The sequence below is a fragment of the Burkholderia sp. MBR-1 genome (assembly GCF_013822785.1).
GTDB classification, from domain to species: Bacteria; Pseudomonadota; Gammaproteobacteria; order Burkholderiales; family Burkholderiaceae; genus Burkholderia; species Burkholderia vietnamiensis.
This window is the reverse complement of sequence record NZ_CP053611.1, coordinates 363328-387298: the sequence shown is the minus strand read 5'-3', so window position 1 is coordinate 387298 and position 23971 is coordinate 363328. Positions and strand designations below refer to the sequence as shown.

The following is a 23971-nucleotide window of genomic DNA, read 5'->3' as shown; positions in this document are numbered from 1 at the left end:
TCATGGCGCCGACGCGCAGACCAGCGCGCCGGGTACGAGCGGGAACCGCAGGCTCGCGACAGCGGCGAAGCCGTGCCGCGCGAGCCGTTCGCACATGGCGCGGTCGGTCAGCGCGAACTCGGCGCCGACGCAGGCCCAGTCGACGGTCATCAGGTCGGCGGCGCTGAAGCAGGCGGGATCGAGAAACTGGTCGTAGACGACGAGCCGCGCGCCGCTGCGCAGCCCGCCGCGCAGTGCGTCCAGCAGCGCGTCGATCTCGCGGTCGCTCAGCAGGTGCAGCACGTTCGACACGATGGCGGCGTCGGCCACGGCGATTTCGGTTCCCAGCGCCTGCGGCCGGGTGATGTCGTCCGCGACGAAGCGAAAGCGTTCGCGATCGGCCATGCCGGCGACGCGCGCATCGAAATGGGCCGCGACCGGGGACCGGTCCACGATGCAATAGCGGGTGTGCGGCAGCAGCGCCGCCAGTTCGCCGGCGAGCGCGCCGTCCGCGCCGCCGATATCGAGGATGGCGCCATGGACCGGCATCGCCGCGTAGCGGTAGACGTGCAGCGCGAGGGCGCGCGCGGAGGCCGCCATCGCCTGCTGATAGCAGGTCAGGAACGCCGCGTCGTCGATCTGTTCGAGCGGGCGCTCGGCCACGCCGGCCTCGAGCGCGGCGCGCAGCGAGCCGTGGTCGGCATGCCACCGGCGCAACCGCGATTCCATCGCCACGACCGGCAGCACGGCACGCGTCGCGGACGGCAGCGAATACGCGGCGCCGCGGCGCTCGAGCACGCCGACCGTCGCCAGCAGTTCGAGAAACCGCGCGAGCGGCGCGGCGCGCCAGCCGATCGCCGCCGCGAGCGCCTCGGCCGTGGCCGGCGCCTGTTGCAGCCGCGCCAGTGCGCCGGTCTCCGTCAGCGTCATCAGGATGTCGCTGATCTTGTAGGCCATCGCCCAGAACATGGCGGGATTGCCCGACGGCGCGCGCAAGGCCGCATCGGCGTCGATCCGATGCTCGACGGCGCTCATTGCGCGTTCTCCGTGGCGGCGACGATCGCGACGAGCACGGTGTCGTCCGCGCCGGGCGCGACGATCGCTGAAGTCGCGCCGCGCGCGATCGCATCGTCGATCGCCAGCATCGACAGCGCGGCGCGCGGGTCCGGCAAGCCGTCGCCGAGCGTCAGGCAGGCCGGCGCGTGGCCGCAGACATCCAGCGCGCGCGTGAGCAGCGGCAAGTAGCGGCCGGCCTCGTGCGCCGCGAGATAGACGCGGTCCGGCGCGTATTGCTCGAGATGGCGGCCGAGCCGTTCGGCAAGCGCCGGACGGGCGCCGTCGGCCGCGTCGCGACCGCTCAGCGTGCGCACGTCGAGCAGGCGCGCCAGCGCCCGCGCGCCACGCGCCTCGGCCCGCTCGGCGGTTTCCAGCACCAGCGAACCGGCCGCGTCGGCCGGTTCCGCCCGCCCGGGCATATGCGGCGCGAGCGCCGCTTCCAGCGGATCCCATGCGTCGTAGCCGGCAACCAGTGCCGCATCGGCCCGCTCGGCCCGGATCGACAGCCCCGCGACTTCGAGCGCCTGAAGCCCCGAGCGACGCGAGCCCGTCAGCGTATAGGTCGTGCCGGTCAGGCCGAAATGCCGGCACACGAGCGCGGCGCCGAGGTGGATGCCGTGGTCCAGCGACATGCTCGGCGTGATGGCCGACGGATTCGTCCGCAAGCCGTCGCACATCACGCGGCTGGCTTCCGGCGAACCGCCGACGCAGCTCCCGAAGATCGCCGCGAAGCGATCGTCCGGGCAGGGCAGCGTGTCCGGCGCGATGCCGGCGCGGCGCAGCGCGTCGGCGCTCGACGCGGCGGCAAGCTGGGCCGCGCGGTTCATGTAGTGGTAGTTGGATTCGACCGGGTAGTGGCGATAGATGTCGAACTTGCCGAGCCGCGCGGCCGGGCGCGGGCGGTCTTCGCCCACCGGCCGCCAGCAAAACCCGTCGGCCGCGATCGCGCCGCTGCCCGTGATCACGAGCGGCGCGTCCGCGCGCGGCGCGAATGCGTGGCGGCGCGGCTGCCCGTTCGCGGCCGACGACAGCGCGACGCTCGTATTCAAGCCGCCGCCGCCGCACGCGTTAGACAGGCCGAACGCGAACGCGTGGCGCACGCTCGCCGTGCCGACGGGACGCAAGGCCAGCGCGTCGTCGTGACGATCGAGGCCGGCGTTGCCGTGCACGAAGCCGTCGCGCATCTGCACGAGCGTGGCGATGACTTCGGTGATCGCGGCGGCGCCCGCGAGATGCGTGGTGATCGATTTGGTCGAATTGACGAGCACCGGCTCGCCGATGCCGCGCAGTCGCGCGATCGCGCCGCATTCGATCGCGTCGATCATGCGGGTGCCGGGCGCGTGCGCGTTCACGTAGTCGAGCTGCTCGCGGCCGCGCGCGGCGTCGTCGAGCGCGAGCTGCATCGCGCGATACAGGCCGGAGCCGTCTTCGGCCAGCGTGATCGGCGCCGCGCCGCGGTCGCACACGCTGCCGAAGCCGTCGACCCAGCCGAGCGCGGGCGCATGGCCGGCCAGCGCCGGCTCGGCCAGCACCAGCGCGGCGGCGCCTTCACCGAGGATCGCGCCGTCGCGATCGGGATGAAAAGGCGCAAGCCGGGTGCCGACGAAGCCGGCGCGCTCCGCGCCCCAGATCATGCTGGGCTTGATGACTTCGACGCCGACCACGATCATCGCCTTGCACTTGCCGGCCCGCAGGAAATCCAGCGCGAGACCGATCGCGATGTTGCCCGACGCGCATGCGTTGCTGATCACGAAGCGCGGCCCGAGCACGCCGACGCTCGCGCACAGGCGCTGCAGCAGCACGCCGTTCGGATAGGCGCCGAGCGCCGCGCGCGCCGCGTCGTCGATGGCCGACGACGTATCGAGCGTCGCGTAGCACTGCTCGGCCGCATGGCTTTCGCCGCCCATCGTCGCGAGGATCACGCCGACGTCGTCGAGCGCGGACAGGTCGAGCCCGCTCGCGTCGATCGCCTGCGCCATCGCCGCGTGCGCCATCCGGAACGCCTTGTCAGGCCCGTCGAAGGCCGCGTCGCTCACGAGGCCCGCGAGCGCCTTGCCGCGGGGAATCGGCATGCCGTCGAGCACGCCGACGCGCGCGCGCGCGCTCGACAGGGCGTCCACGAAGCTCTCCAGCGTCGCGGCGACTGGGTTGACCACGCCGGCGCCCAGCACGGCGACGCCCGCCGCCTCGCTTGCGTTGCGCGCACTCAGCATGGCTTGACCGCCACGATCACGCAGTTCAGCAATTCAGCCGGCGCCATATTGACCACGGTGGCCGGCGGGAAGCCCGCCGCGTCGAGGCATTCGAGCCAGTAGTCGACCGGCACCGGCATTTCGCCGTCGGCGCGCAGGAACTTCGGCATCAGTTCGATCTGCAGCAGCATTCGCGCCAGTCCCGCGGTACGCAGGTAGTGCATTGCCTTGTCCGACAGTAGCGAGAACATGTCCGCGACCCACGCGGGATCGTCGGGCCCCCCCATCGTCCGGCAGTGCTGGTCGCCATAGATGAACTTGCCGCCCGGCCGCAGCACGCGCATCACTTCACGTGCGCAGATCCGCTTCTCGTCGTGGGTCAGGTGGTGCAGTGCATAGTTGGACACCACGGCGTCGACGGAGCCGTCCAGCAGGTCGATCGCATGCGCCGAGCCGACGATGCACGCGACGTCCTGTTGGCCGTCGAATTTCGTCCGCAGCATGTCGAGCATCGGCTCGGCCGGGTCGAGCGCGATCAGTTGCGCGTCGGGCCGGGCCGTCGCGGCCGCTTTCAGCAGGTTGCCCGTGCCCGCGCCGAGATCGAGGATGCGGCCGGCATCGACCGGGAGGTGGCGCACGATTTCCGCGAACAGATCGTGCATCTGCGGCACCTTGGCCATGATGGCGTCATAGGAGCCAGCCAGATCCTTCCAGTGCGTGTCGCGATGATCGAGGGTTGTCGACATGAGCATTCCAGTTTAGAGAGAAGACCAACGAGTCGAATTGCGCAACCGATCACCGAAGCCAGCCGAATCCGGGATTGATACCATTTTTGTAAATAACTGGATGGATTGGGTGTGCGGAAATCGGTTTGCGCTTCAATAGGTAGATTCTATTTAAATGGGCGAGCGACCTCGCAATTCTGAATGAATCGGAATTGATCTTGGAATCGTCTATTATTTCGCCGGGCGCGCGATCGCGCGCCTAGCCGATTGTCGAGGCGGCCTGCTTATCCGTGATATATCGCGCGAGCACCTCGAACGAATCCAGCAGATTCGCGGTCAGGTCGTCCGGGGCTATTTCGATGCCGTATTTCGCCTCGACGCCGATGCTGATCTCCAGCATCGAGACGGAATCGATGGAGAGGGCGGCCAGAAGCCCGTCGGGCGGCAAGGCCTCCGCCTGGCGATGCAGTCGCAGCGCGCGTATATAGAGCTCACGAAGCTGCAAATCAAGGCTCTTGTCCATTATCCCTCCTCAGGCAAGCACGCATCCGTCGTCCAGCCAGACACGGACGGTTCTCTCAGTCGTTTGTCTATATATATGGCGGAACATGACAGGATGAGTTCCCCGTCATCCTGGACTTCGCCGGTTCATCATGAATTCATTGATACACCTGTGAATTATATTCATGCGCTGTTATTATTCGCAACCGGAATTTTCAATCCCGTCTCGACGGAATAGTAAATACAAGACGAATCCGTGCTGACTTTTAAAACAAAGAAACAATTAAATAAAACACGGCGAAAGATGAAACAAAGCGATCGGGCGCGCCCCGTTCGCGCGAACGGACGTCTCTTTCAAGCGTCGTCTGCCTGACGGATCCACCTTTGGAACGATCGACTGCCGCCGTGCCGGCGGGACTGCTATGCGAAATACCACTGACCTTACTCAGGAATTGCTCGGCCTGATCACGGCGATTCCGGCAAGCGTGCGGCGCTTCGACACGGACGCCGACACCGCCGCGCGCCACTACGGAATGCCTCCCGTGATGCTCGATAACCTGACGCGGCGCGGCCTGCCGTGGGAGGGGGCCGATGGCGCGCACCGCTACGACCAGTTCGACCTGTCGAACCTTGCGCTGCACCTCGGGCTGCCGTCGATCCAGCGGCTGGCGATGCGGACGTGGGCGCGGGCGCTGCAGTTGGCGGCGAGCCGCCGGATCGACGCTGCCACCGTGAAGGTCCTTCCGATCGGCGCGGACAGCGCGACGGCCGATCCACTCGAGGTGCTGCAAGTGCCGATCGCGGAGCATGCCCGTTACGCGGAGGGCCCGGTGAGGGCGCTGCTGGATGCGTGGGCCGGCTATCGCTTCTTCATGTTGCCGGAAGCGTGCCGGTGGGACGTTGACTTCATCGAGCAGCATCGCGTCTGCGAATGCGGCGGCGCGTCGAAGCGCATGCTGCGGCAGGCCCGCGAGCAAGGCCTCGATGCGCGGCAATGCTTCGGACTGCTGCTGGCCACGCCGTTCTCGACCGGGCACTACTGGACCGAGTTCCGCATCGACGGCGAATGGGTTGCGTTCGACCCACTGCTGCTCGGCATGCTGCATGCGGCGTGCCGCCTCGATCCCGCCGCGTGGCCCGCGCATCGGAGCAATGGCGCGGTGCTGCACCGGCTGTGCGTGATCGACCACTACGACGCGCACGGCGCGCCGGTACTCGATCGCTACGTCGACGAGCCGTATATGAGCCAGCCGCTCGTGATCATGGACGGCCAGGCGCTGGCGGTCTCGCTGCCGACCGCATTCGGCACACCCCGGGCGGCCGGCGACGAAGCGCCGTCGCCGCTGCATGCGCCGGTAGGCGCCACGTCCATCGGCGCCTGACGGGGCGCGCCCCGTCGCCATACCGGCACGTCAACTTCGGATAGACACATGTTCGATCTCCACGGAAAAATCTGCCTCGTCACCGGCGCCTCGGGTTACCTCGGCGCGCAGATCTGCGGCGCGCTAGCCGCGCAGGGCGCGACGGTCGTCGCCTGCCATTTCACGCACCCCGAAGGGCTCGACGCGGCACGTGCGGACGCATCGGCCGGGGCGCGAATCCATCCGGTCCGGCTCGACGTCACGCGCGCCGACGACGTCACGGCCGCCCTCGGCGAGATACTGAAGTCGCATGGCCGGATCGACGTGCTCGTCTGCGCGGCCGGCGCCACGTTGCGCAAATCGGCGTTGCTGACCGGGCAAGACGACTGCGATCGCCTGCTCGACCTGAACTTCAAGGCGGTTGCCCAGCTGTGTCGCGGCGTGCTGCGCCCGATGTTCCGGCAGCGCAGCGGCCGCATCGTGCTGATCGGCTCGACGGCCGGCGAGCGCGGGCTGGCGGGGCAGGGCGTGTACGCGGCGTCGAAGGCGGCGCTGCACGCCTATGCGCGCTCGCTCGCGCAGGAAGCCGGCGTCCACGGGATCACGGTGAACGTCGTCGCGCCCGGCGCGTTGTCGAGTGCCGGTCAGTCGCATTACACCGAGCAGGACGAGGCGCGCGTGAAGGAGCAGATCGGCCTGCGCCGGCTCGGCAACGCGCGCGAAGTGGCGGCCGCCGTCGTGTTTCTTGCATCCGACGAGGCGTCCTACGTCAGCGGCGTGGTGGTGCCGGTCGACGGCGCGGCGCGCTTCTGATGGTGCGGCTCGGTATCGACATCGGCGGCAGCAAGATCGCGCTGGCCGCGCGCGACGGCTCGCACACGCTGTTCGAGCATCGCGTCGGGCTGGACACGCATCCCGCGCCGGACGAGGTGCTGGCGGCGCTTGCCGTGTATCTCGAGCGGCGATGCGCGGCCCATGGCCGGCCCGCCACGATCGCGATTGCCAGCGCCCCGAACCTGGACCGAGACGGCCGGGTCGAGCGCTGGCCGAATCGTCCCGCGTGGGAGGGGGCGCCGGTCGTCGCGACGCTCGCGCCGTTCGCGCGCGAGCGGATCGTGTGGTGCGACGACGGCACGGCGGCGACGCTCGCCGACACGTGGACGCTCGGCGCGCCCAACCTGGTTCACTTCTCGCTCGGCACCGGCGTCGGTGGCGGGATCTGCGTCGACGGCCGCGTGCTGCGCGACCGCGAGCTCGGTCATCTGATCGTGCATCCGCATGGCGCGCCGTGCAGTTGCGGTCGGCAGGGCTGCCTGCAGGCCTACGCATCCGGCCGCGCGTTCGAGCGCCTCGCCGAGCGGCACCCGGCCGAGGTCGCCGCGGCGCGCTGGCTCGACGGTGCGGCCGATGCGCTCGCCGCATGCAGCGCCAATCTCGTCGAGCTGTTCCACAGCACCTGCATCACGCTGAGCGGCGGGCTCGTGCATCGCTTTCCCGCGCTGCCCGACGCCGTCGCGCGCGCGCTCGGCACGACTTTCCTCAAGCGACCGCTCGCGATGCCCGAGATCCGGCTATCGCCGCACGGCGGCGACGCGCCGTTGCAGGGCGCGCTGGCGCTGGCCGCCGCGCCGGACGCCGAGCAACGTGCCGCCTGCCGGCACTGGCGCGCGGCATGAGCCCGGTTGCCCACGCGTCCCGCTGGCGCACCGATACGCAGCACCTGCATGCGTGCGGGCTGTGGCGCGACGTGCCGACCCGCCGGCTGAGCGCGGATGTGCCACAGGCGTCCATCGAATGCCGCGTGTGGTCCGTCGCGCACGGCGACTGGGACGATCGCGGTTGCGCGGCACTGCTCGATGCGCGCGAGCGTGAACGGATGCGGCGCCTGCCGCTCGAGCGGCAGGCTGCGTACGCGCGGCACCACGCGGCGCTGCGCGTGCTGCTGGCCGAGTGGCTGGGCGTCGCTTCGCGCGCGCTCGTCATCGCGCCGGACGCGCACGGCAAGCCGGCGCTGCCGGACCATCCGCGGCTGCATTTCAATCTGTCCCACAGCGGGCCGTTCGGGGGTGTGGCGCTCGGCGAGTTCCCGGTGGGGTTCGATCTCGAGGCGCCGGACGGTGCCGCCTACGACAGGCTCGCATGGCGGCTGTACGCGTTCGAGGCGGCCGCGCTGGCGAAACGCGGCGGCACGCCGCGCGATCCGCGCGCGTTCGCACGACTCTGGACCGCCAAGGAGGCCTATCTGAAGGCGACCGGCCAGGGACTGAGGCGACGCCTCGACAGCTTCCGGCTGCGCGTCGGCGCCGACGCGCGCGCATTCGCGCTGCTGGATGACGGCGCGGCGCCGCCCGCGCGCGCCTCCCATTTCCTCGTGCTCGACGAGCCGCCGGCGCCCGCGTACGTGGGCACGTTGGCCGTGCTCGCCGCAGCCCCGCAAGACGATCGTTTTACCTATGGCGATTCCCGGTCGGGTGATCGCGCATCGCCACTCACCATCGGAGAATGAAGATGTCTGTCGTACAGGATCGTCCGAATCCAGCCGCGCCGGCGCGGCGCAGCCACCGCGTCGTCTGGCTGGCCGGCGCGCTGGTGCTCGTCGCGCTCAGCGTTGCCGCGCGCATGGCGTGGCGCGGCGCGCATTATGTCGAGACCGACAATGCCTACGTGACAGGCCACGTGCATATCGTGTCGCCGCGCATCAACGGCGTCGTGTCGCGCGTGTTCGTGACCGACAACCAGTTCGTGCGCGAGGGCGATCCGATTGCCGAGCTGGACCCGACCGATCAGCGCACCAGGATCGAGCAGATCGAGGCGCAGATCCACAGCGCGACGCAGCAGGTGCTGCGCGACGATGCGCAGGTCGTCCAGATGCGCGCGCAGGTCGGCGGCGCCGGCGCGCAACTGAAGCAGGCCGAGGCGCAATTGCGGCGCGCCAACCAGGACGCCGAACGCTATCGCCAGCTGTATGGCGAACAGATGAAGGCCGTCGCTAGATCCGAGCTGGACGCGGCCGTGGCCACCCAGGCCAGTGCCGCGGCGGATGTCGACGCGCGCCGCAAGGCCGTCGAGGCCGCCGCTGCGCAGGTCGATTCGGTCGCTGCCACCCGGGACGTCGACGAGGCGCAGATCCGCGTGCTGCAGACCCAGCTCAAGGACGCGCGGCAATTCCTCGAATACCACACGGTGCGGGCGCCGGCGGCCGGGCGGATCGGCAAGCGGATCGTCGAGGTCGGCATCGCGATGCAGGCGGGCCAGCACATGGCGGCGGTGGTGGAGGACAAGGTCTGGGTGACCGCAAACTTCAAGGAAACGCAACTGGCGCGCCTGAATCCCGGGCAGCAGGTCGCGGTCATCGTCGACGCGCTGAAGGACCGTCCGCTGGTCGGCACGCTGGACAGCTTCTCGCCGGCCTCCGGCGCGCAGTTCTCGATGCTTCCGCCGGACAACGCGACCGGCAACTTCACGCGCATCGTGCAGCGGATACCCGTGAAGATCGCGCTGGCGCCGGCCGACGTGGCGGCGCTGAAGGGGCGTCTCGTGCCGGGCATGTCCGCGCGGGTCGAGGTGCGCGCCGATCGATCCGGGCCGGTACGGCTCGCCGACGCACGCTGACACGGACGGCCATGAACACGGTTTCCACTGGCGTGCGCGGCACGCAAGCATCGCCGGAGCACGTCGACGTGCGAACCTGGATCGCGGTCCTGGCGAGCATGATGGGTGCGTTCATCGCGATTCTCGACATCCAGATCACCAACGCGTCGCTCAAGGACATCCTCGGCGCGCTGTCCGCGACCCCGGAAGAGGGCTCGTGGATCTCGACGTCGTATCTCGTGGCCGAGATCATCGTGATCCCGCTCACCGGCCTGCTCGGCCGCGTGTTCGGCGTGCGCAACTACCTGATCGGCACGGCCGTCGCGTTCCTGGTGACGTCCAGCCTGTGCGGCCTCGCCTGGAACCTGGAGAGCATGATCGTGCTGCGCACGCTTCAGGGGTTCACGGGCGGCGGCATGATTCCGATGGCCATGACGCTCCTGATGACGCGGCTGCCGCCGACGCGCCGCGCCGCCGGCATGGGCATGTTCGGACTGACCGGCACGCTCGCGCCGGTGCTTGGCATCACGTTCGGTGCGTACCTGAGCGAAAGTTACGGGTGGCAGTCGATCTTCTACGTCAACTGGCTTCCCGGCCTGCTGCTCGTCGCCGGCGTCGTCTACGGGCTCGAGCCGGGCGAGACGCGGCCCGGGCTGCTCCGGCACGCCGACTGGACCGGCATCGGCTGCATGGCCGTCGGCCTCGGCGCGCTGACGGTGTTCCTCGAGGAAGGCAATCTCAAGGACTGGTTCGACTCGCCGCTGATCATGGGTTGCGCGGCGCTGGCCTTCGCCGGGGTGCTGGCGTGGGTCGTGAACGACCACTTCCGTCGCGAACCGTTCGTCGATCTCGGCCTCTACGGCCGGCGCAATTTCCTGGTCGCCGCGATCCTGTCGGCCGTGTCCGGCGTCGCGCTGTATGGCTCGTCATTCCTGATCCCGATGTTTCTCAGCCGGATTGCCGGCTACACGCCGATGCAGATCGGCGAGGTGATCATGTGGGCCGGCCTGCCGCAACTGCTCGTGATGCCGATCGTCACCGCGCTCGCGAGCCGCGTCGACAACCGCCTCTTGTGCGCGTTCGGCTTCCTGCTGTTCGGCGTGTCCTGCCTGGTGAACACGACCATGGACGCCACCACGGGATACGACCAGCTGATGATGTCGCAGATCGTTCGCGCGCTGGGCCAGCCCTTCATCATGCTGATCATCGCGAACTTCGCGATGAAGAGCGTGGCGCCGGCGGAAACCGCGTCGGCGTCGGCGCTCTTCAGCATGACGCGCAATCTCGGCGCATCGGTCGGCATCGCGGTGCTGTCGACGCTGCTGACCTGGCGCGAACACTTCCACTCGTCGCGGCTGGTCGAGTGGATCTCGCCCGCGCAGCCCGAAACGCTGCTCCGCATCGGGCAGCTCACGCGCACGTTGCTGGCGCGCGGCGACGATCCGTGGCCGCTGGCCGACGAGCGCGTGACGCGCCTGATCGATGCGGGCGTGCGCCGCGATGCCTACGTGATGGCGTTCAACGACTGCTTCCTGATCATGGGCCTGCTGCTGTTCGCCTGCATGGGCATCGTCTGGTTCGCCGATGCTCACAAGACGCCGTCCCGATCCGGCACGTCCCGCTAGGGCCTGTTCCGCCAACAACAGGCCCCGGCAGGCACGGCAGTGGCCCGCCGCTGTGTGCGCTTCCGGTACCTCCAACGCTTGCCAAGTCATTTTCATGTCGAGACAACTCACTTCCCTGGCGTGGCCCGCCATGCTCGCCCTGCTGTCCGGTTGCATGACGGTCGGCCCCGACTTCGTCGCCCCCGCCGACACCACCCCGGCGCGCTACCGGCATGCGGCGTCCGAGGCGACGTCCGTGTCGCTGCCCGACGAGTGGTGGACCGTGTTCGGCGACCCCGCGCTAAACGCGCTCGAGGCACGCGCGTTTCGCAACAGCCCGAGCCTGAAAGCCGGCGCCGAACGGTTGCTGCGGGCCCAGGCGCTGCTGGGCGTCGCCCGTGCCCAGCAGTTGCCGGCGATCAATGCGAATGCGTCCGCGCAGCGCATGCGCAGTTCCCTCAACACGCAGCAGGCAATCGTATTCGGTCGCCAGCTGATCCTCGGCAACAACGTCGCCGCGGGCCTGTCGATGACCTACGAGATCGATCTGTGGGGCCGGGTCAGGCGCGTTGTCGAAACGGCCGATGCGCAGTTCCGCGCCGCGCAGTCCGACTACGCGGGCGTCGCGCTGCTGCTGTCCACTCAGGTCGGCCGCGTCTACTGGCAGTGGCGCGGCGTGGGAGCCGAGCAACGCATCCTCGAAAGCGCGCTCGCGACGCGTAGGGAAACGCGCGAGCTGGTGACGGCGCGCTTTCGCACCGGTTTCGCCAACGAGCTTGACCTGTCGCGCGCGCGCGTCGAGGAGGCGAATGCCGAGGCGGAACTGCACGAGGTGGTTCGCCAGCGCGATGCGCTCGAGCATGCGCTGGCGGTGCTCGTCGGCGAAGCGCCGTCGCGGCCGCTCGACGTGAGCGCGAATGCCCCGCTGCCGACACCGCCGCGCATCCCGGTCGGCCTGCCGGCGCAACTCCTCGCGCATCGGCCGGACCTGAGCGTGAGCGTCGCGAACCTGCGCGCCGCGAATGCCCAGGTCGGCGTGGCGGAGGCCGCGTTCTATCCGGGCGTGCAACTGACCGGCGATTTCGGCTACGCATCGCGCAACCTGCGGGAACTGACGAACGGCGATTCCACCCAGTTCAACGTCGGGCCGCTCGCGCTGACGCTGCCGCTGTTCGACGGCGGGCGCAATCGCGCGAACCTCGCGGCGGCGAATGCGCGCTACCAGGAAGCGCTCGCCGATCACCAGAACAAGCTGCTCGAGGCGCTGCGCGAAACGGAGGATGCGCTGTCCGACGTCGAGCAGCACGCGTTGCAGGCCGACGCGCGCAAAATCGCGCAGGAGTCGGCCTCGCGCGCCTACCAGGTGGCGCTGACCCGCTACGAGCGAGGCATCGCCACCTACCTCGACGTCGTCGACGCGCAGCGCAGCCAGCTCGCCGCGGACCGCGCCGCCGCGCAGACCCAGACCCGGCGCCTGCTCGCGGCCGTAGACGTGATCCGGGCGACCGGGGGAGGGTGGTCGGCGACGCCCGTCGACAGCGCCAACGCTGGCGCTCGCTGATTTCGGACAGGAAGGACATCGCGGGCCCGCTATCGGGAATCCGGCAGGCGCGATCTCGCTTGACACCCTTTGAGGAAACTTAAATTGATGAGAATGCTGCATTCTGCCGGTGAAACGCCATCGATCGACCGTCGCGACCGCAAACGACAGCAGGCGCACCGTGCGCTCGCCATCTGGCTGACCGGGTTGTCGGGCGCGGGCAAGTCGACGCTGGCGGCGGCGGTCGAGCAGCGTCTGCATATTGCCGGCAAGCGAACCTACGTGCTGGACGGCGACAGCCTCCGGCACGGCCTGTGCAACGACCTTGGCTTTTCGGCCGACGACCGCACGGAAAATATCCGCCGCGCGGGCGAAGTCGCCCGGTTGTTCGTCGATGCCGGCGTGATCGTCCTGTCCGCTTTCATTTCGCCGTTCCAGGAGGATCGCGATCGCGTGCGCGCGCTGTTCGCGTCGGGCGATTTCGTCGAGGTCCATTGCGACTGCGCGCTTCGGGTCTGCGAACAGCGCGACGTCAAGGGGCTGTACCGAAAGGCGCGGGCGGGATTGATCGAGGACTTCACGGGGATCTCGTCGCCGTACGAGCCGCCGCTGCATCCGGAGGTCCGCGTCGACACCGCCAATGAATCGCTCGACGCGTGTGTCGACCAGATCGTCGGCGTCGTGCTCGATGCGCTGAGCTGAGCCGCCCGCGCGCGACCGGCGAGGTCCGGCCGGCCGCGCGGAGCGGAGCGTCGCCGCTTACCCGACGCTCTTCAGGAATGCCTCCACGGCGCCCGAGATCGCGTCGGCATGCTTGTCGCCTTGCAGGTCGAGGTGGGTTGCGCCTTGCACCCAGAACACCGAGGCGAACGGAATCACCTGCGCCGCGCGCTTGACCATGAAGTTCACATGGCTGTCGGTCCCGCCGATCAGCAGGACCGGCACCCGCAGTTGCGCGAGGTTGTCGTCGGAGATCGGGTTTTCCGCGCGAATCGTGAATTCGTGGGCCAGCTGACTGTCGCTGTTGATGTTCGTGACGATCGACTGAACGACCTGCGTCGCACGCTCATGCACCAGACCGACGGTCGGATCGACGTATCGGAGCACGCGCTCGACCGCGCCCGCCTTGTCCCCCGCGGCGGCCTTCCGTGCCCGCTCGAGCAGGTCTTCCTTCGGCGTGTAGAGTGCCGGCTCGACCAGAATCAACGCACCGACCCGGTCGGGATGTGCAAGCGCATAGGCCGTCGTGAAATAGCCGCCATGGGAATAACCGAACAGCACCGTCTTCCCATTTGCTCTGGCGGCCGTAACCGTATCGAGATCGGCGACGTAGTCGCTTAGCGCAGGCGCAGCCAGTCGGTCCTGCGCGACGCTCTTGCCGTAGCCGCGCAGCTGCATCTGGCTGACCGGCCAAGAGACCCGATCGAGCGCCGCGAAATCCCCGCACGCAACGGCGGTAAGATGAAAGGCACCCTGCTCGCGAAGGAGGTTCACTTCTATTTCTGCACCGCGGGAAGCCATAACGCGCGACGCTGCTGTCATGATTCTTTCTCCTGATATGGTTAAAAATACTGAACAAAAGGCGCGTCAATTTCTGGAATGTTTCGCTTTGCCATGTCAGGCGACCCACCCGTATCTCGCGCGCATTTCAGCGTATATGATCAGATGCGATTTTCAACAAGAAATTGATTATTGTGGAAATTTTCCGTATGGCATGCTTTGTTTAATGGCTTGTAAACTGCTAATCGCATCCATAGATTACGATAATGCAATAATTCCCCCCGGCGGTCACCCAAATCTTTATGGAGAGTCGTACCCACCCTGGTTTTGCGAAGCTTCTCGAAGCGATGACGAAATAGGTTGAACCAGCACCCCGAAGCCTGTTTTTCGTGCCGGCGACTGTTGTAGGTGCGCCGCGATTTTGCTGAGGATAGGCTGCGCGGTCTGATCGAGACTGCGGGCATGCTTCGGCAATGGCCCATCAGGCGTAGAGCAAAATAATTCCGTCACTCCGGAATTCCCATGGATCAAGGCCTCCGGGCTGCGAATTGACGACTTCATTGACGGCCCCATCAAAAGAATGTCGTCAATTCGCCTACGTCCGCATTAAATTTGTCAATTCGCGTCGTGGAGCAAGGGTTCCGGCGGTAACGTCCTGATTTCTTGACCGATTCCCGACGCACCGCCGGGCCGGTCGATGCGCTGAGTTCAGACAGGACGCTCTCTGCCTGAAGCTCGGTCACGCATGCTGGAAAAGTAGTGATGCGGGACATTCGGGGTCAACTGCGACAGCTGCTCCCGGCCAGAAGCGGACGTTCGACTTCGCCTCCTGGATCGTTGACAATGCGGCTTTCGACCAGGACGAGATCGGAAGAATGGATAAGAATCGAGCGTTTTTGCTGCCGTTCGGAATCGACCTCTGGGTTGAGGACGGAATCGCAAGTATTGAATCCAACTTGCCGGAAGCACTAGCTAGCTCTGGCGATCCCGTGGAAAACGGGCGCATAGTTGGGGTTGTTGAAGGCGTCGAGCAATTGTTGCTCTCGCTCGCGCGTGTCGGCCGAATTTGTCCAATCCCCAGGTCGCGCCGGCAATCCACGACTGCGTAGCCAATCTTCAATCAAGCTGAGCGGCAAGCTGCCCTGGTCGGTAACCAACGCACTCAGGAACCGTCTCACCAGGCCAATACTACCTTGAGGGGCGACAGGCATCTCCTATGCAATACAAAGAAGCTGTGAAGAAAAGCGAGCTGCAGGAAGACTTGTTCATGATCGTGCTTTCCATGGAGCTGACTAATCCAGACGATCTGATTCAGGAAATGCGCGAATGGAAGGAAATCGTGATGGATTGGTACGCCGCCAGAAAACAGGCGGCCACAGAGGTTAGATTTATTGCCGTCTCCGAAGTTAAGTACCATCAAGCGATCGAAGAGTTCACCGAACTCTGTCACGCGAATGACGTGGATCTGAAAGGTGTATTTAAATCTGTGAAATTACACTTGGATCTTCACGATGGAATTGGTACGAAAATTCGTGAGCGTATCTTTGAGATAGGCAAGGAAGATTCGAATCTCTGGAATCGCTGGTTTGGTCAATCGAAGCAACGTCCTTGAGTGTCCGCAATCGGCCCGGTCGGATGACCACTCAGGGTCGCGAAGCGCCTTTCGCACGGCTCCAGAACGGCCGCTCGACGGCGCGCTGGCTTGTTTGCCGACATCGCCGAACGGCCTAGTAACGAGATGAACCTTATCGCTACGGCACTATTGTCGGTTCAAACTTGGATTTCGCGGAACGCGTGACCGCCCCTGCCGGCGCTGGGAGTGCGTCGCGGGGGAGTTGATACTGGTCTTCGCAAGGCCGCGGACAGTGACAACTTTAGTGCGCAATGCGCAACCTCATGAACTTCCGAGAGTTCGCCGCTTCCCAGCCGATGCCGTCCGGCGAAGTGACATTTTTACTTTGCAAACGGTGACAACTTTGCTTTGGTCTACGAGTGACGTGCGTGCTTCACCCACCCGCGCGACGCTGCGCCTGACGCCGGCCCACTTCGCGCTGTACCGCGCGTACCTCGAAGGGCTCGACGAAGCGACGCTGCATGCGCACTACGGCGTGCCGGGCACCGACGTGCGCGTGACGCGCCGCACGCTCGCGATGCTGCGCGACACGCTGACGATTGCCGCGGGGCGCTCCGGCGACGTCGACGCGGCACACCTGCTGCGCCTGAAGCCCGGCAGCTTGCCGCGCGACGCGCACGCCGGCGGCGCAGCGGGAGGGGCGGCCGGCCGCGAAGTCCCGACGCTCGAGGCATTTCGCGCCGAGGTGGATCCCGATGCGTTCTACAGCGAGCGCGAGCTCGTCGCGCTGTACGTCGAAACCTATCCGCCGGCGTCGTCGCCAGCGCTCGATCGGAAGGGTGCCCGCAATCGCCGCCTGCGCGATCGCCAGGACGCCGCGCTCGCACGCATGGAGGCGAGTCTCGTCGAGGCGCCGCAGCCGGAGCACACGCTCGACGGCTGGTTCGACGCGCGCCTGGTCGCGCAGCTCGCGGCCGCCGGCGTCACGACCTTTGCCGAGCTGCTCGCGCTGATGCGCGCGCGGCGTCAGCGCTGGTACCGCGCGGTGCCGCGCCTGGGCGCGATCGGTGCGCAGCGCATCAGCAACTTCATCGCGCAGCATCCGGACACGCTGGGCTACCTGTCGCCGCTCGCGGTCACCCCGCGCCGGCAGCTGGTCGCCGGCCATCCGGCGCTGCAGCCGGTGCCGGGCGCAGCCGCCGACGTGGTGCCGCTCGAGGCGCTGCGCGTGCCGGCCGCGCTCGACGGCTCGGCCGGGCTGAACCGCGCGCCGGCGCCCGCGCACCAGGCCGAACTGAATACCGACCTGCAGGCGGTCCACGCGTGGATCGCAACCCGCGGCGCACGCAGCGACGCGACCCGCCGCGCGTACCGCCGTGAAGCCGAGCGGCTGCTGCTGTGGGCGATCGTGGCCAAGGGCAAGCCGCTGTCGTCGCTGAACACGATGGACTGCGCGGAGTACCTCGACGGCTTCCTGCGCGACCCGCAACCGGCCGAGCGCTGGACCGGGCGCGGCCGCGTCGAACGGCTCGATCCGGCGTGGCGGCCGTTCGTCGGGCCGTTGTCCGAGCGCAGCCGCGACACCGCGCGGCGGATCCTCAATGCGATGGGCGCGTGGCTTTTCGGCCAGCAGTACCTGCGCGTGAACCCGTTCGGCGGCCTGCCGGCCGCGCCGGCCGTCGCGCTCGACACCACCGGGCGCACGCTCACGCGCGCGCAGTGGCAGTATGTGCTGCAGACGGTGTTGCGTCCACAGTCGGCGTTCGATGTGTCGGGCGACGACGCCGCGACCGCGCGTGACGCGTTCCTGCTGCTGTTCGCCTACGCGACCGGGCTGCGCCGCGCCGAGCTTGCCGCGGCGACCACCGGCGCGCTGACGCGCACCGCGCTGGACGGGGCGCTCGACGACGCGTGGAGCCTGCGCGTGCTGGGCAAGGGCCGGCGCGCACGCACCGTGCCGATGCCGCGGCGCCTGGTCGATGCGCTGCGTGCGCAGCTGCGCACGCGCCCGGTGCCGCTCACGCTCGAGACCGCGCCGGCCGACACCCCGCTGACCGCCCATCTGGTGACCGGTGAGGCGCTGCATCCGGACGTGGTCGGGCGCCTCTTCAAGGCGATCTTCACGCGGGCCGCCGACCAGCTGGCGGCCACCTACCCGAACGCGGCCGCCGACCTGCGCCGCGCGAGCACGCACTGGCTGCGCCACACCTTCGCGAACCATGGGCTCGATGCCGGCGCTGACGTCCGCGACCTGCAGGAGCCGCTCGGCCACGCGAGCCTGGGCGCTACAGTTGCTCGACTTCCATCTGCGCGCCATAAATCGCGAAATCGAGCTGACAACCGTCGGCGCCAACGTGGAATGCATTGCCGTCGGCCCGCAGCTCGACATCGGCCTCGTATTCCCGTCCGCCGTTTTGACCGTTCCACGACCACGCGTTGAACATCCGCCGTGCCGCATCGGCAAACGGGTTGACATGAACCATGATGATTCCGCCGCGCTTATGCGGGAGCGGCTTGGATGAAATCTCAATGAGCGCATCAGCACCCGGGGAATTGGGCGGGTACTCGAACGAAGTTTAACTATTGCTGATACTTCTGCCGACAGCTCATCCTAACGTACATGGGCGAATTGCCATATGATCTGAGTTTGCATTCTTCGACGAAGCGATTCGAATCACGACTCACGCGCCACGACTTAATTGGCACGCGAAGCGCAAGGTGGTGAAAGAATATGTAACTAATTCGTCGCATTGTTTAATAATTGCAGTCGCGGTTCTGAGAGGGCAATACCGGCCGAGATTGCTTACCATGGGATGTCAGCATGAGCGGCGAAGTCTTGCTGAAGGCGCTGCGCGGCGGGCACGCGCAGTTCGAACGCATCGTCAAACTCGATACACCGCTCGGCGACGACTGGCTCGTGCCGCTGTACGTCAAGATTCAAGCGCGGCTCGGGCGGAATTTCGAGGTAGTCGTCGACGCGTCATCGGTCGTCGGCGACAAGATCAAGCTCAACGCGCTGATGCTGCAGCCCGTCACGCTCTGGATTCGCCAGACGGACGGTGGGTATCTGCCGATTCACGGCTACGTGCAGCAGGTTCGGCGTCTGGGAAGTGATGGATCTCTCTCGTATTTTCAGCTCCGCTTCGCGTCCTGGCTGAGCTTCCTCAAACTGAGCAGCGACCGGCGAGATTGGCAGGAAACCTCGGGCTGGCAGATCCTGACCGACGTGCTGAACAAGCATCCGCAGGCGAACGGCCACTATGGGCTCGAGCTGCGCGGGACGATCCCGTCGTATTCGCACCGCGTGCAGTGGGAAACCGACTGGAACTTCGTGCACCGAAGCCTGGAAGAGATCGGCGTGTTTCCGCGCTTCGATTTCGCGAAGGACGGCAAGTCGCATAAGGTCGTCATGATGGACGACCTCTATTTCGGGCCGTCGCTGCCGAACCCGGAGATGACGTTCAGTCATGCCGGTACCGACGAGGATTTCGATGGGCTCACCCAGTTGAGCGAGCAGCAAGACGCACAAAGCGCGTCGCTGACGCTCGGCACAGCCGACTACAAGCGGCCGGATCTCGACAAACAGGTCGGCATGCCGGCGGCCGACCTCGAGGATTTGCCAGGTCAAGGTGAGGACTATCTCTATACCGGCTCGCAGACTTGGGACGCATCCGACGTCGGCGAGCGTCAGGCTCGCATTCGCACCGAGGAATGGGCGTCCCGGTCGAAGCGCTATTTCGCAGTCGGTAGCCCGCGGTACGCGCTACCCGGCTATTGGTTCAAGCTGTCGGGGCATCCCGTTCTCGACACGCAGCCGGAGGACGAGCGCGAGTTGTCGATCATTGCGAGCGACTGGCTGATTCAAAACAACCTGCCGGGTGTGGACGCGCTCACGCGGTTTCCGCGCAGCCTGCGCAGCGAAATCGAGCAGGCTCAGGCGGCCGGGACCGGCGCGACCGTGCGTCATCGCGACGGCGGTGTCGGATTTTTCCACGTCGAGATCGAGGCGCAGCGCCGCAAAACGCCGTTCCGCAGTCCGTTCGAGCACGAGAAGCCGGAGATGCACCTGCAGACGGCGATCGTCGTGACGGACAGCGACGACGAAATCCTCACCGACGATGGCAACCGCGTGCGGGTCCGCACATCGAACAGCCGGAACGATCGCAATACAAAGTCGACGACGTGGATTCGCGCGGCAATGCCGGACGCCGGCGCGAAGCGCGGCGGCTACTTCCCGCTGCGCAAGGATGACCAGGTGCTCTTGGGATTCGTGAACGGCGATTGCGACCGGCCGGTGATCATCTCGAGGCTGCATGGGGGCGCGACGATGCCCGTATGGCATACGCATGGCCTGCTGTCCGGCTTCAGGTCTCGCGAATACGGTGGCGACGGCTTCAACCAGCTCGTGATGGACGACTCGAGCGGTCAGAATCGGGCTCAACTTTACTCGTCGAGCTACAGCTCTCACCTTCATCTGGGTTACTTGATCGAGCAGTCCGACAACACGCGCGGCGCGTTCGTCGGCAGCGGCTTCGATCTCAAGTCGGAGGCGCATGGTGCGATTCGCGCGGTACGAGGCCTGTCGATCTCGACCCATCCGGCCGCAGTACAGCCTATGAACGTGTCGGCCGCGACTGATCAGCTTGCAGCTGCGGAAGCTGTGTTCGAGACCGTCTCGCAGGCGAGCGAAACGAACCGGGCCGAGAGCCTGAAGGACGGTAGCGATGCGTTGAAGGCGTTTACCGAGATGACGCAGAGCAGCGTTCCGGGCGTCACGAAAGGTGGTCGCACGGCAGGGGGCGGAACGGGAAGTGCCAACGGCTTTGCGAAGCCGGCGATGCTGCTGTCGAGTCCGGCGGGTGTCGGGATCTCCAGCCAGCAGTCGCTTCACGCCTCGGCGAATCAACAGGTCAACCTGGTGTCGGGACGGAACGTCAACGTTGCGGCCGGGAAGTCGCTTCTCGCAAGCGTCATGGACAAGATCAGTCTGTACGCTCAAAACCTCGGGATCAAGATCTTCGCGACCAAAGGCCCTGTCGAGATCCAGGCTCAGAACGATGCGTTGACGATGCTCGCGCAGCAGGACATCACCATCGAGAGCGCGTCCGGACGGATGGTTCTGCGCGCGGAAAAGGAACTGATTCTGAATGTCGGTGGTTCGTATATCAAGATCACGCCGAACATGATCGAGAACGGGACGTCAGGTCAGATTCTCGAGAAATGCGCATCGTGGGACAAGCCCGGTGCGTCAACCATGACGCTGCGCGATCCGTTGACCGGCACGCCCGTGTCGAAGCACGGCGGTTACGCGGACGATTTTTCCGGGTGATCCGGATTCGGCCCGTACGAGAAACACGATAACGACTTGCGATTCTAATTGCCATGACGGACAAGCACCCTCCCAAACAACCGCCGAAGAAACCTGAGCCCGAACCAAAGCCCGCGTATACGCCTCTTGCATGGAGCTATCCGTTTTCGCCCGCAACCAAGGAAGGCGCGGCGTCGGATGCCACGGATCCCATGACCTATATGAAGGTGCTCGCGACCGCCGAGGATGGTTTTTTTCCGCTGGGAGCCAGCGGCATCTGGCATGGCGGCATTCACTTCGGTCAGAAGACCGGCGAGGCACTGAAACAGGACGAGGGCATACGCGCGATCGCCACCGGGGAGATCGTCGCTTACCGGCTCGACAACGAGTGCCCCACGTTGGCGTACCAGGACAAACGCAACGCGTTGTACTCGCGGGGCTTTGTGCTGATTCGCCATACCCTGCAATTGCCGCCCGCACCGAAAAAGCCGGACCCGGCTCCTGCACCCTCGAATGCGCCGCCCACATCGCCCGCGTCGGGCGCCAATGGGACGCCGCCGGCACCGGCGTCTGCGCCAGCCCCGGCGCAGGCTCCTGCGCCGTCCAGTCCGCCTCCCGATGAAATGCTGACGTTCTTCAGTCTGTACATGCATACGCTCGACTGGAAAACGTATAAGGCGGCGCTTGATCAGCCCAAATCGGAAAACGCGGATCCCAAGGCACCGCGGCTCAAGCCTCTTCCGTACTGGGAAGCTGACCGCTCGTATCGAGCGCTGAAGCCGAACAAGCAGGACCTTCCCAAACCGAAGCCAATCAATCCCGACGCGCTCGGCGACGATCCGCCTCAGCAGCAAGGTGCGGATGATGCGCTGCCGGCGCCTGTCTCGGGTGTTCGGGTTCGTATTATCCCGAACGGCAAGCTCCTCGGTTTGCTACCCGAGGGGACGGAACTCACCGTGAACGAGGCCGATAACGGCGGCCACAAGGGGTGGGTAAAGATCACGAAGATCATTAAAGGCGATCCGGTGGGCCCCGTTGTCGGTCAACCACCGCATGTGCAGTTGCAGTACAGCTACGTGTTTCTTTCGGAACTGGAGCCGATTCCTCAGTCCGGCCCCGTCGATAAGGTGGTCGTGCTCAAGAAGCCTTACCCGGTCAAGGCGGGAGATGTGGTCGCGCATTTCGGGCAATACCAGCGCTACAGGGAAGCGAAGCTCACTCCTCCCGTACCGAGTCGGCCGTTGCTGCATCTCGAAGTCTTTGCGGGCTCCGATCTTCCGGCGTTCATCGCCAAGAGCCAGGCACGCGCGAAAGAACTGCCGGATACAGACAAGCCGTTTCTGGAGATCCTGGCGGGCGCAAAACTCGTGACGAAAGTTCCGGATTCGGATTACACCCTCGAGCAGACGGGTTTGAAGTTGGTACCAGTCAGCGATCCGAAATCGCGATGGGTCAAGGTGCAGCCCAAGACCGTCAAAATGCCTGCCGAGCAGCCGGAGCCAGCGGGGCCGGCCGGCAAGGGGAAGAAGCACAAGGAGAAGCCACCGAAAAAGCAGGCGCCGATCGAGACGCCGACCGGCAGCCCGTTCTGGATCGACAGCAGCCTGGGCCTGGTCAATCAAATGACGACGGCGCCCGTCAAGGGCTGGAAAAGCTTTCCGCTGAAGGTCAGCCAGGCGGACGGGCCCGAAACGGACTTCCGCAACGTGCTCCGGGTGGTCGATCTCGACAAGCAGGGGCCGCAAATCTTGGCACGAGAAGACAAGGACGCGAGCGGTAAAACGAAACGCTGGTGGAACGTAACAGTCGGTACGAAAGAGGGCGGAACCCGTCAAGGCTGGGTGCGCGAGCAGGATCATCCGAAAGTGAAGCTGTGCAGCCCGTGGGACTGGCCTGGGTTCGATCTCGTCGACAACAGTTCGACCAAAATGGTCGACATGTTCAAGCGGTATCTGTTCGTCGCCGGCCTGGCCATGGGAGAGGATCAAGACAACTTCAAGCCGAGCGCGGATGCGTTGGCCACCAGCGACCTCATCCAGAAGCTCGAAATGGCCATTGACGCTAATCACGATGGCAAGGTAACCGCCGCGGAATTGGCGGATGCGCAGACAAAGCAATGGCTGGCCGAGGCGATCTCGCACATGGTCGTGAAGAGCGAGAGCGAGTGGGGCGGTAACATGGGGAAGTGGGAGGACATCACGCCTCATATGAAGCTCGTGCCGTGGAAGTGGGTCAACGAGATGGAGCGGATCAAGAAGCTGCAGTGGTGGGAAGAGGTTCAAGGGATTGACGCGAAGATTCTTCCGAAAGAGCCGAAGCCGTGGCATTTTCACCCGATCGGGTTGATTGGGAATTTCATGGCTGGTTGTAGCGACAAATGCAAAACCGACGTGCTGGATTTTTCCACTACAGAGGGAATGTACTATACATCAGTAGAGGCGTTTCATCTTATCCTCGACTCGGAAGGATTTGGTGAAGTTCCTTACGTGCCAGGGAGCAAAAAAGATCAATCTAGCGGTGTAACAATTGGCTACGGTTATGATTTGGGGCAACAACCCGAAGCGACGGCTAGCGCCGATTTGAATGGTTTTTTTACGGAGGCAGAGATCACCCGGCTCTTAACTGCGATCGGAAAACATGGGGATGGGGCGCGCGCCGTTGTTTCATCATTTAGTGACATAAAAATATCCGAGCCAAAGGCGCTTGAGATGGCTAAGAAGGTTAAGCGCCGCTACGCTCAGTTTACCGTCGACGCATTTCCCGGTATTACGAAATTGCATCCGCATTGTCAAGGAGCGCTGCTCAGCTTGGTCTATAACCGTGGATCTCAATTAGAAGATAAGCCCGGTCAAAGATCGCGGGTTCACATGAGAAATATTAAGGCTGCCATTCAGAATAATAATTTACCTGAAGTTGCGGCGCAGTTACGTGCCATGAAAGTATTGTGGGAAGGAACTGGGAACGATGGCCTACTCAAACGACGAGAGAAGGAGGCTGTCCTGTTCGAGAAAGGTATGACTTGTGACTGCTGGAGATAGACT

The 23971-nt window shown here is 65.6% G+C and carries 17 protein-coding genes; 12 read left to right on the top strand and 5 right to left on the bottom strand.

The window, feature by feature from the left end:
• From MBR110_RS26385 to MBR110_RS26370, 4 genes are all read right to left on the bottom strand, one after another.
• Positions 1 to 1014, bottom strand: coding sequence for a methyltransferase (locus MBR110_RS26385; RefSeq protein ID WP_181709730.1), 1014 nt, complete (start codon positions 1012 to 1014; stop codon positions 1 to 3).
• Entirely contained in the window at positions 1011 to 3248 is a 2238-nt protein-coding gene (locus MBR110_RS26380; protein ID WP_181709729.1) for a beta-ketoacyl synthase N-terminal-like domain-containing protein, read from the bottom strand. The genes MBR110_RS26385 and MBR110_RS26380 overlap by 4 nt, the downstream gene beginning before the upstream one ends.
• Complete coding sequence (locus tag MBR110_RS26375; protein WP_181709728.1) at positions 3242 to 3973, bottom strand: class I SAM-dependent methyltransferase; 732 nt, start codon at positions 3971 to 3973, stop codon at positions 3242 to 3244. Before MBR110_RS26375 ends, MBR110_RS26380 begins: the two co-directional genes overlap by 7 nt.
• A gap of 238 nt (positions 3974 to 4211) precedes the next feature.
• The gene (locus tag MBR110_RS26370) at positions 4212 to 4475 is read right to left on the bottom strand and encodes a phosphopantetheine-binding protein (protein WP_181709727.1); all 264 of its coding nucleotides are present in this window, start codon (positions 4473 to 4475) and stop codon (positions 4212 to 4214) included.
• 400 nt (positions 4476 to 4875) lie between these two features.
• Between MBR110_RS26370 and MBR110_RS26365 the strand changes: the two genes are divergently transcribed.
• From MBR110_RS26365 to cysC, 8 genes are all read left to right on the top strand, one after another.
• Positions 4876 to 5835: a transglutaminase domain-containing protein gene (locus tag MBR110_RS26365; protein WP_181709726.1), complete on the top strand. Its 960-nt coding sequence runs from the start codon at positions 4876 to 4878 to the stop codon at positions 5833 to 5835.
• A 48-nt stretch (positions 5836 to 5883) separates the two neighbouring features.
• Positions 5884 to 6627, top strand: coding sequence for an SDR family NAD(P)-dependent oxidoreductase (locus MBR110_RS26360; protein ID WP_181709725.1), 744 nt, complete (start codon positions 5884 to 5886; stop codon positions 6625 to 6627).
• Complete coding sequence (locus tag MBR110_RS26355) at positions 6627 to 7490, top strand: ROK family protein (RefSeq protein ID WP_181709724.1); 864 nt, start codon at positions 6627 to 6629, stop codon at positions 7488 to 7490. The genes MBR110_RS26360 and MBR110_RS26355 overlap by 1 nt, the downstream gene beginning before the upstream one ends.
• The gene (locus MBR110_RS26350; RefSeq protein ID WP_181709723.1) at positions 7487 to 8320 is read left to right on the top strand and encodes a 4'-phosphopantetheinyl transferase family protein; all 834 of its coding nucleotides are present in this window, start codon (positions 7487 to 7489) and stop codon (positions 8318 to 8320) included. The genes MBR110_RS26355 and MBR110_RS26350 overlap by 4 nt, the downstream gene beginning before the upstream one ends.
• A gap of 2 nt (positions 8321 to 8322) precedes the next feature.
• Positions 8323 to 9426, top strand: a complete 1104-nt coding sequence (locus tag MBR110_RS26345) for an HlyD family secretion protein (protein WP_258570011.1) — start codon at positions 8323 to 8325, stop codon at positions 9424 to 9426.
• 11 nt (positions 9427 to 9437) lie between these two features.
• Positions 9438 to 11030 (top strand): DHA2 family efflux MFS transporter permease subunit, encoded by a 1593-nt coding sequence (locus MBR110_RS26340; protein WP_181709721.1) that lies wholly within the window; start codon positions 9438 to 9440, stop codon positions 11028 to 11030.
• A gap of 94 nt (positions 11031 to 11124) precedes the next feature.
• A complete protein-coding gene (locus tag MBR110_RS26335; protein ID WP_258570010.1) occupies positions 11125 to 12570 on the top strand; it encodes an efflux transporter outer membrane subunit in 1446 nt (481 codons plus the stop codon).
• A 93-nt stretch (positions 12571 to 12663) separates the two neighbouring features.
• The gene (gene cysC, locus MBR110_RS26330; protein WP_258570009.1) at positions 12664 to 13251 is read left to right on the top strand and encodes an adenylyl-sulfate kinase; all 588 of its coding nucleotides are present in this window, start codon (positions 12664 to 12666) and stop codon (positions 13249 to 13251) included.
• A gap of 57 nt (positions 13252 to 13308) precedes the next feature.
• Here cysC and MBR110_RS26325 read toward each other — a convergent pair whose 3' ends face one another.
• Positions 13309 to 14091 (bottom strand): alpha/beta fold hydrolase, encoded by a 783-nt coding sequence (locus MBR110_RS26325; protein WP_181709718.1) that lies wholly within the window; start codon positions 14089 to 14091, stop codon positions 13309 to 13311.
• A gap of 1174 nt (positions 14092 to 15265) precedes the next feature.
• Here MBR110_RS26325 and MBR110_RS26320 point away from each other — a divergent pair.
• The 4 genes from MBR110_RS26320 to MBR110_RS32550 all read left to right on the top strand — a co-directional run bounded on the left by MBR110_RS26320 (position 15266) and on the right by MBR110_RS32550 (position 23968).
• Positions 15266 to 15661, top strand: a complete 396-nt coding sequence (locus tag MBR110_RS26320; RefSeq protein ID WP_059704494.1) for a hypothetical protein — start codon at positions 15266 to 15268, stop codon at positions 15659 to 15661.
• 385 nt (positions 15662 to 16046) lie between these two features.
• On the top strand, positions 16047 to 18062 hold the full coding sequence (locus MBR110_RS26315; RefSeq protein WP_258570008.1) for a site-specific integrase: 2016 nt from the start codon (positions 16047 to 16049) through the stop codon (positions 18060 to 18062).
• Between the two features lie 381 nt (positions 18063 to 18443).
• Complete coding sequence (locus MBR110_RS26310) at positions 18444 to 20951, top strand: type VI secretion system Vgr family protein (protein ID WP_181709717.1); 2508 nt, start codon at positions 18444 to 18446, stop codon at positions 20949 to 20951.
• A 53-nt stretch (positions 20952 to 21004) separates the two neighbouring features.
• Positions 21005 to 23968, top strand: a complete 2964-nt coding sequence (locus MBR110_RS32550) for a pesticin C-terminus-like muramidase (protein WP_220138109.1) — start codon at positions 21005 to 21007, stop codon at positions 23966 to 23968.
• Positions 23969 to 23971: the final 3 nt, after the last annotated feature.

What these genes read in the sequence shown, in the direction of transcription:
- MBR110_RS26385 (WP_181709730.1), bottom strand. Translation starts at nt 1,014, where the DNA reads ATGAGCGCCGTCGAGCATCGGATCGACGCCGATGCGGCCTTGCGCGCG.
- MBR110_RS26375 (WP_181709728.1), bottom strand. Translation starts at nt 3,973, where the DNA reads ATGTCGACAACCCTCGATCATCGCGACACGCACTGGAAGGATCTGGCT.
- MBR110_RS26335 (WP_258570010.1), top strand. Translation starts at nt 11,125, where the DNA reads ATGTCGAGACAACTCACTTCCCTGGCGTGGCCCGCCATGCTCGCCCTG.
- MBR110_RS26360 (WP_181709725.1), top strand. Translation starts at nt 5,884, where the DNA reads ATGTTCGATCTCCACGGAAAAATCTGCCTCGTCACCGGCGCCTCGGGT.
- MBR110_RS26370 (WP_181709727.1), bottom strand. Translation starts at nt 4,475, where the DNA reads ATGGACAAGAGCCTTGATTTGCAGCTTCGTGAGCTCTATATACGCGCG.
- MBR110_RS26345 (WP_258570011.1), top strand. Translation starts at nt 8,323, where the DNA reads ATGTCTGTCGTACAGGATCGTCCGAATCCAGCCGCGCCGGCGCGGCGC.
- MBR110_RS26310 (WP_181709717.1), top strand. Translation starts at nt 18,444, where the DNA reads ATGAGCGGCGAAGTCTTGCTGAAGGCGCTGCGCGGCGGGCACGCGCAG.
- MBR110_RS26325 (WP_181709718.1), bottom strand. Translation starts at nt 14,091, where the DNA reads ATGACAGCAGCGTCGCGCGTTATGGCTTCCCGCGGTGCAGAAATAGAA.
- MBR110_RS26355 (WP_181709724.1), top strand. Translation starts at nt 6,627, where the DNA reads ATGGTGCGGCTCGGTATCGACATCGGCGGCAGCAAGATCGCGCTGGCC.
- MBR110_RS26340 (WP_181709721.1), top strand. Translation starts at nt 9,438, where the DNA reads ATGAACACGGTTTCCACTGGCGTGCGCGGCACGCAAGCATCGCCGGAG.
- MBR110_RS32550 (WP_220138109.1), top strand. Translation starts at nt 21,005, where the DNA reads ATGACGGACAAGCACCCTCCCAAACAACCGCCGAAGAAACCTGAGCCC.
- MBR110_RS26380 (WP_181709729.1), bottom strand. Translation starts at nt 3,248, where the DNA reads ATGCTGAGTGCGCGCAACGCAAGCGAGGCGGCGGGCGTCGCCGTGCTG.
- MBR110_RS26320 (WP_059704494.1), top strand. Translation starts at nt 15,266, where the DNA reads ATGCAATACAAAGAAGCTGTGAAGAAAAGCGAGCTGCAGGAAGACTTG.
- MBR110_RS26350 (WP_181709723.1), top strand. Translation starts at nt 7,487, where the DNA reads ATGAGCCCGGTTGCCCACGCGTCCCGCTGGCGCACCGATACGCAGCAC.
- MBR110_RS26365 (WP_181709726.1), top strand. Translation starts at nt 4,876, where the DNA reads ATGCGAAATACCACTGACCTTACTCAGGAATTGCTCGGCCTGATCACG.
- cysC (WP_258570009.1), top strand. Translation starts at nt 12,664, where the DNA reads ATGCTGCATTCTGCCGGTGAAACGCCATCGATCGACCGTCGCGACCGC.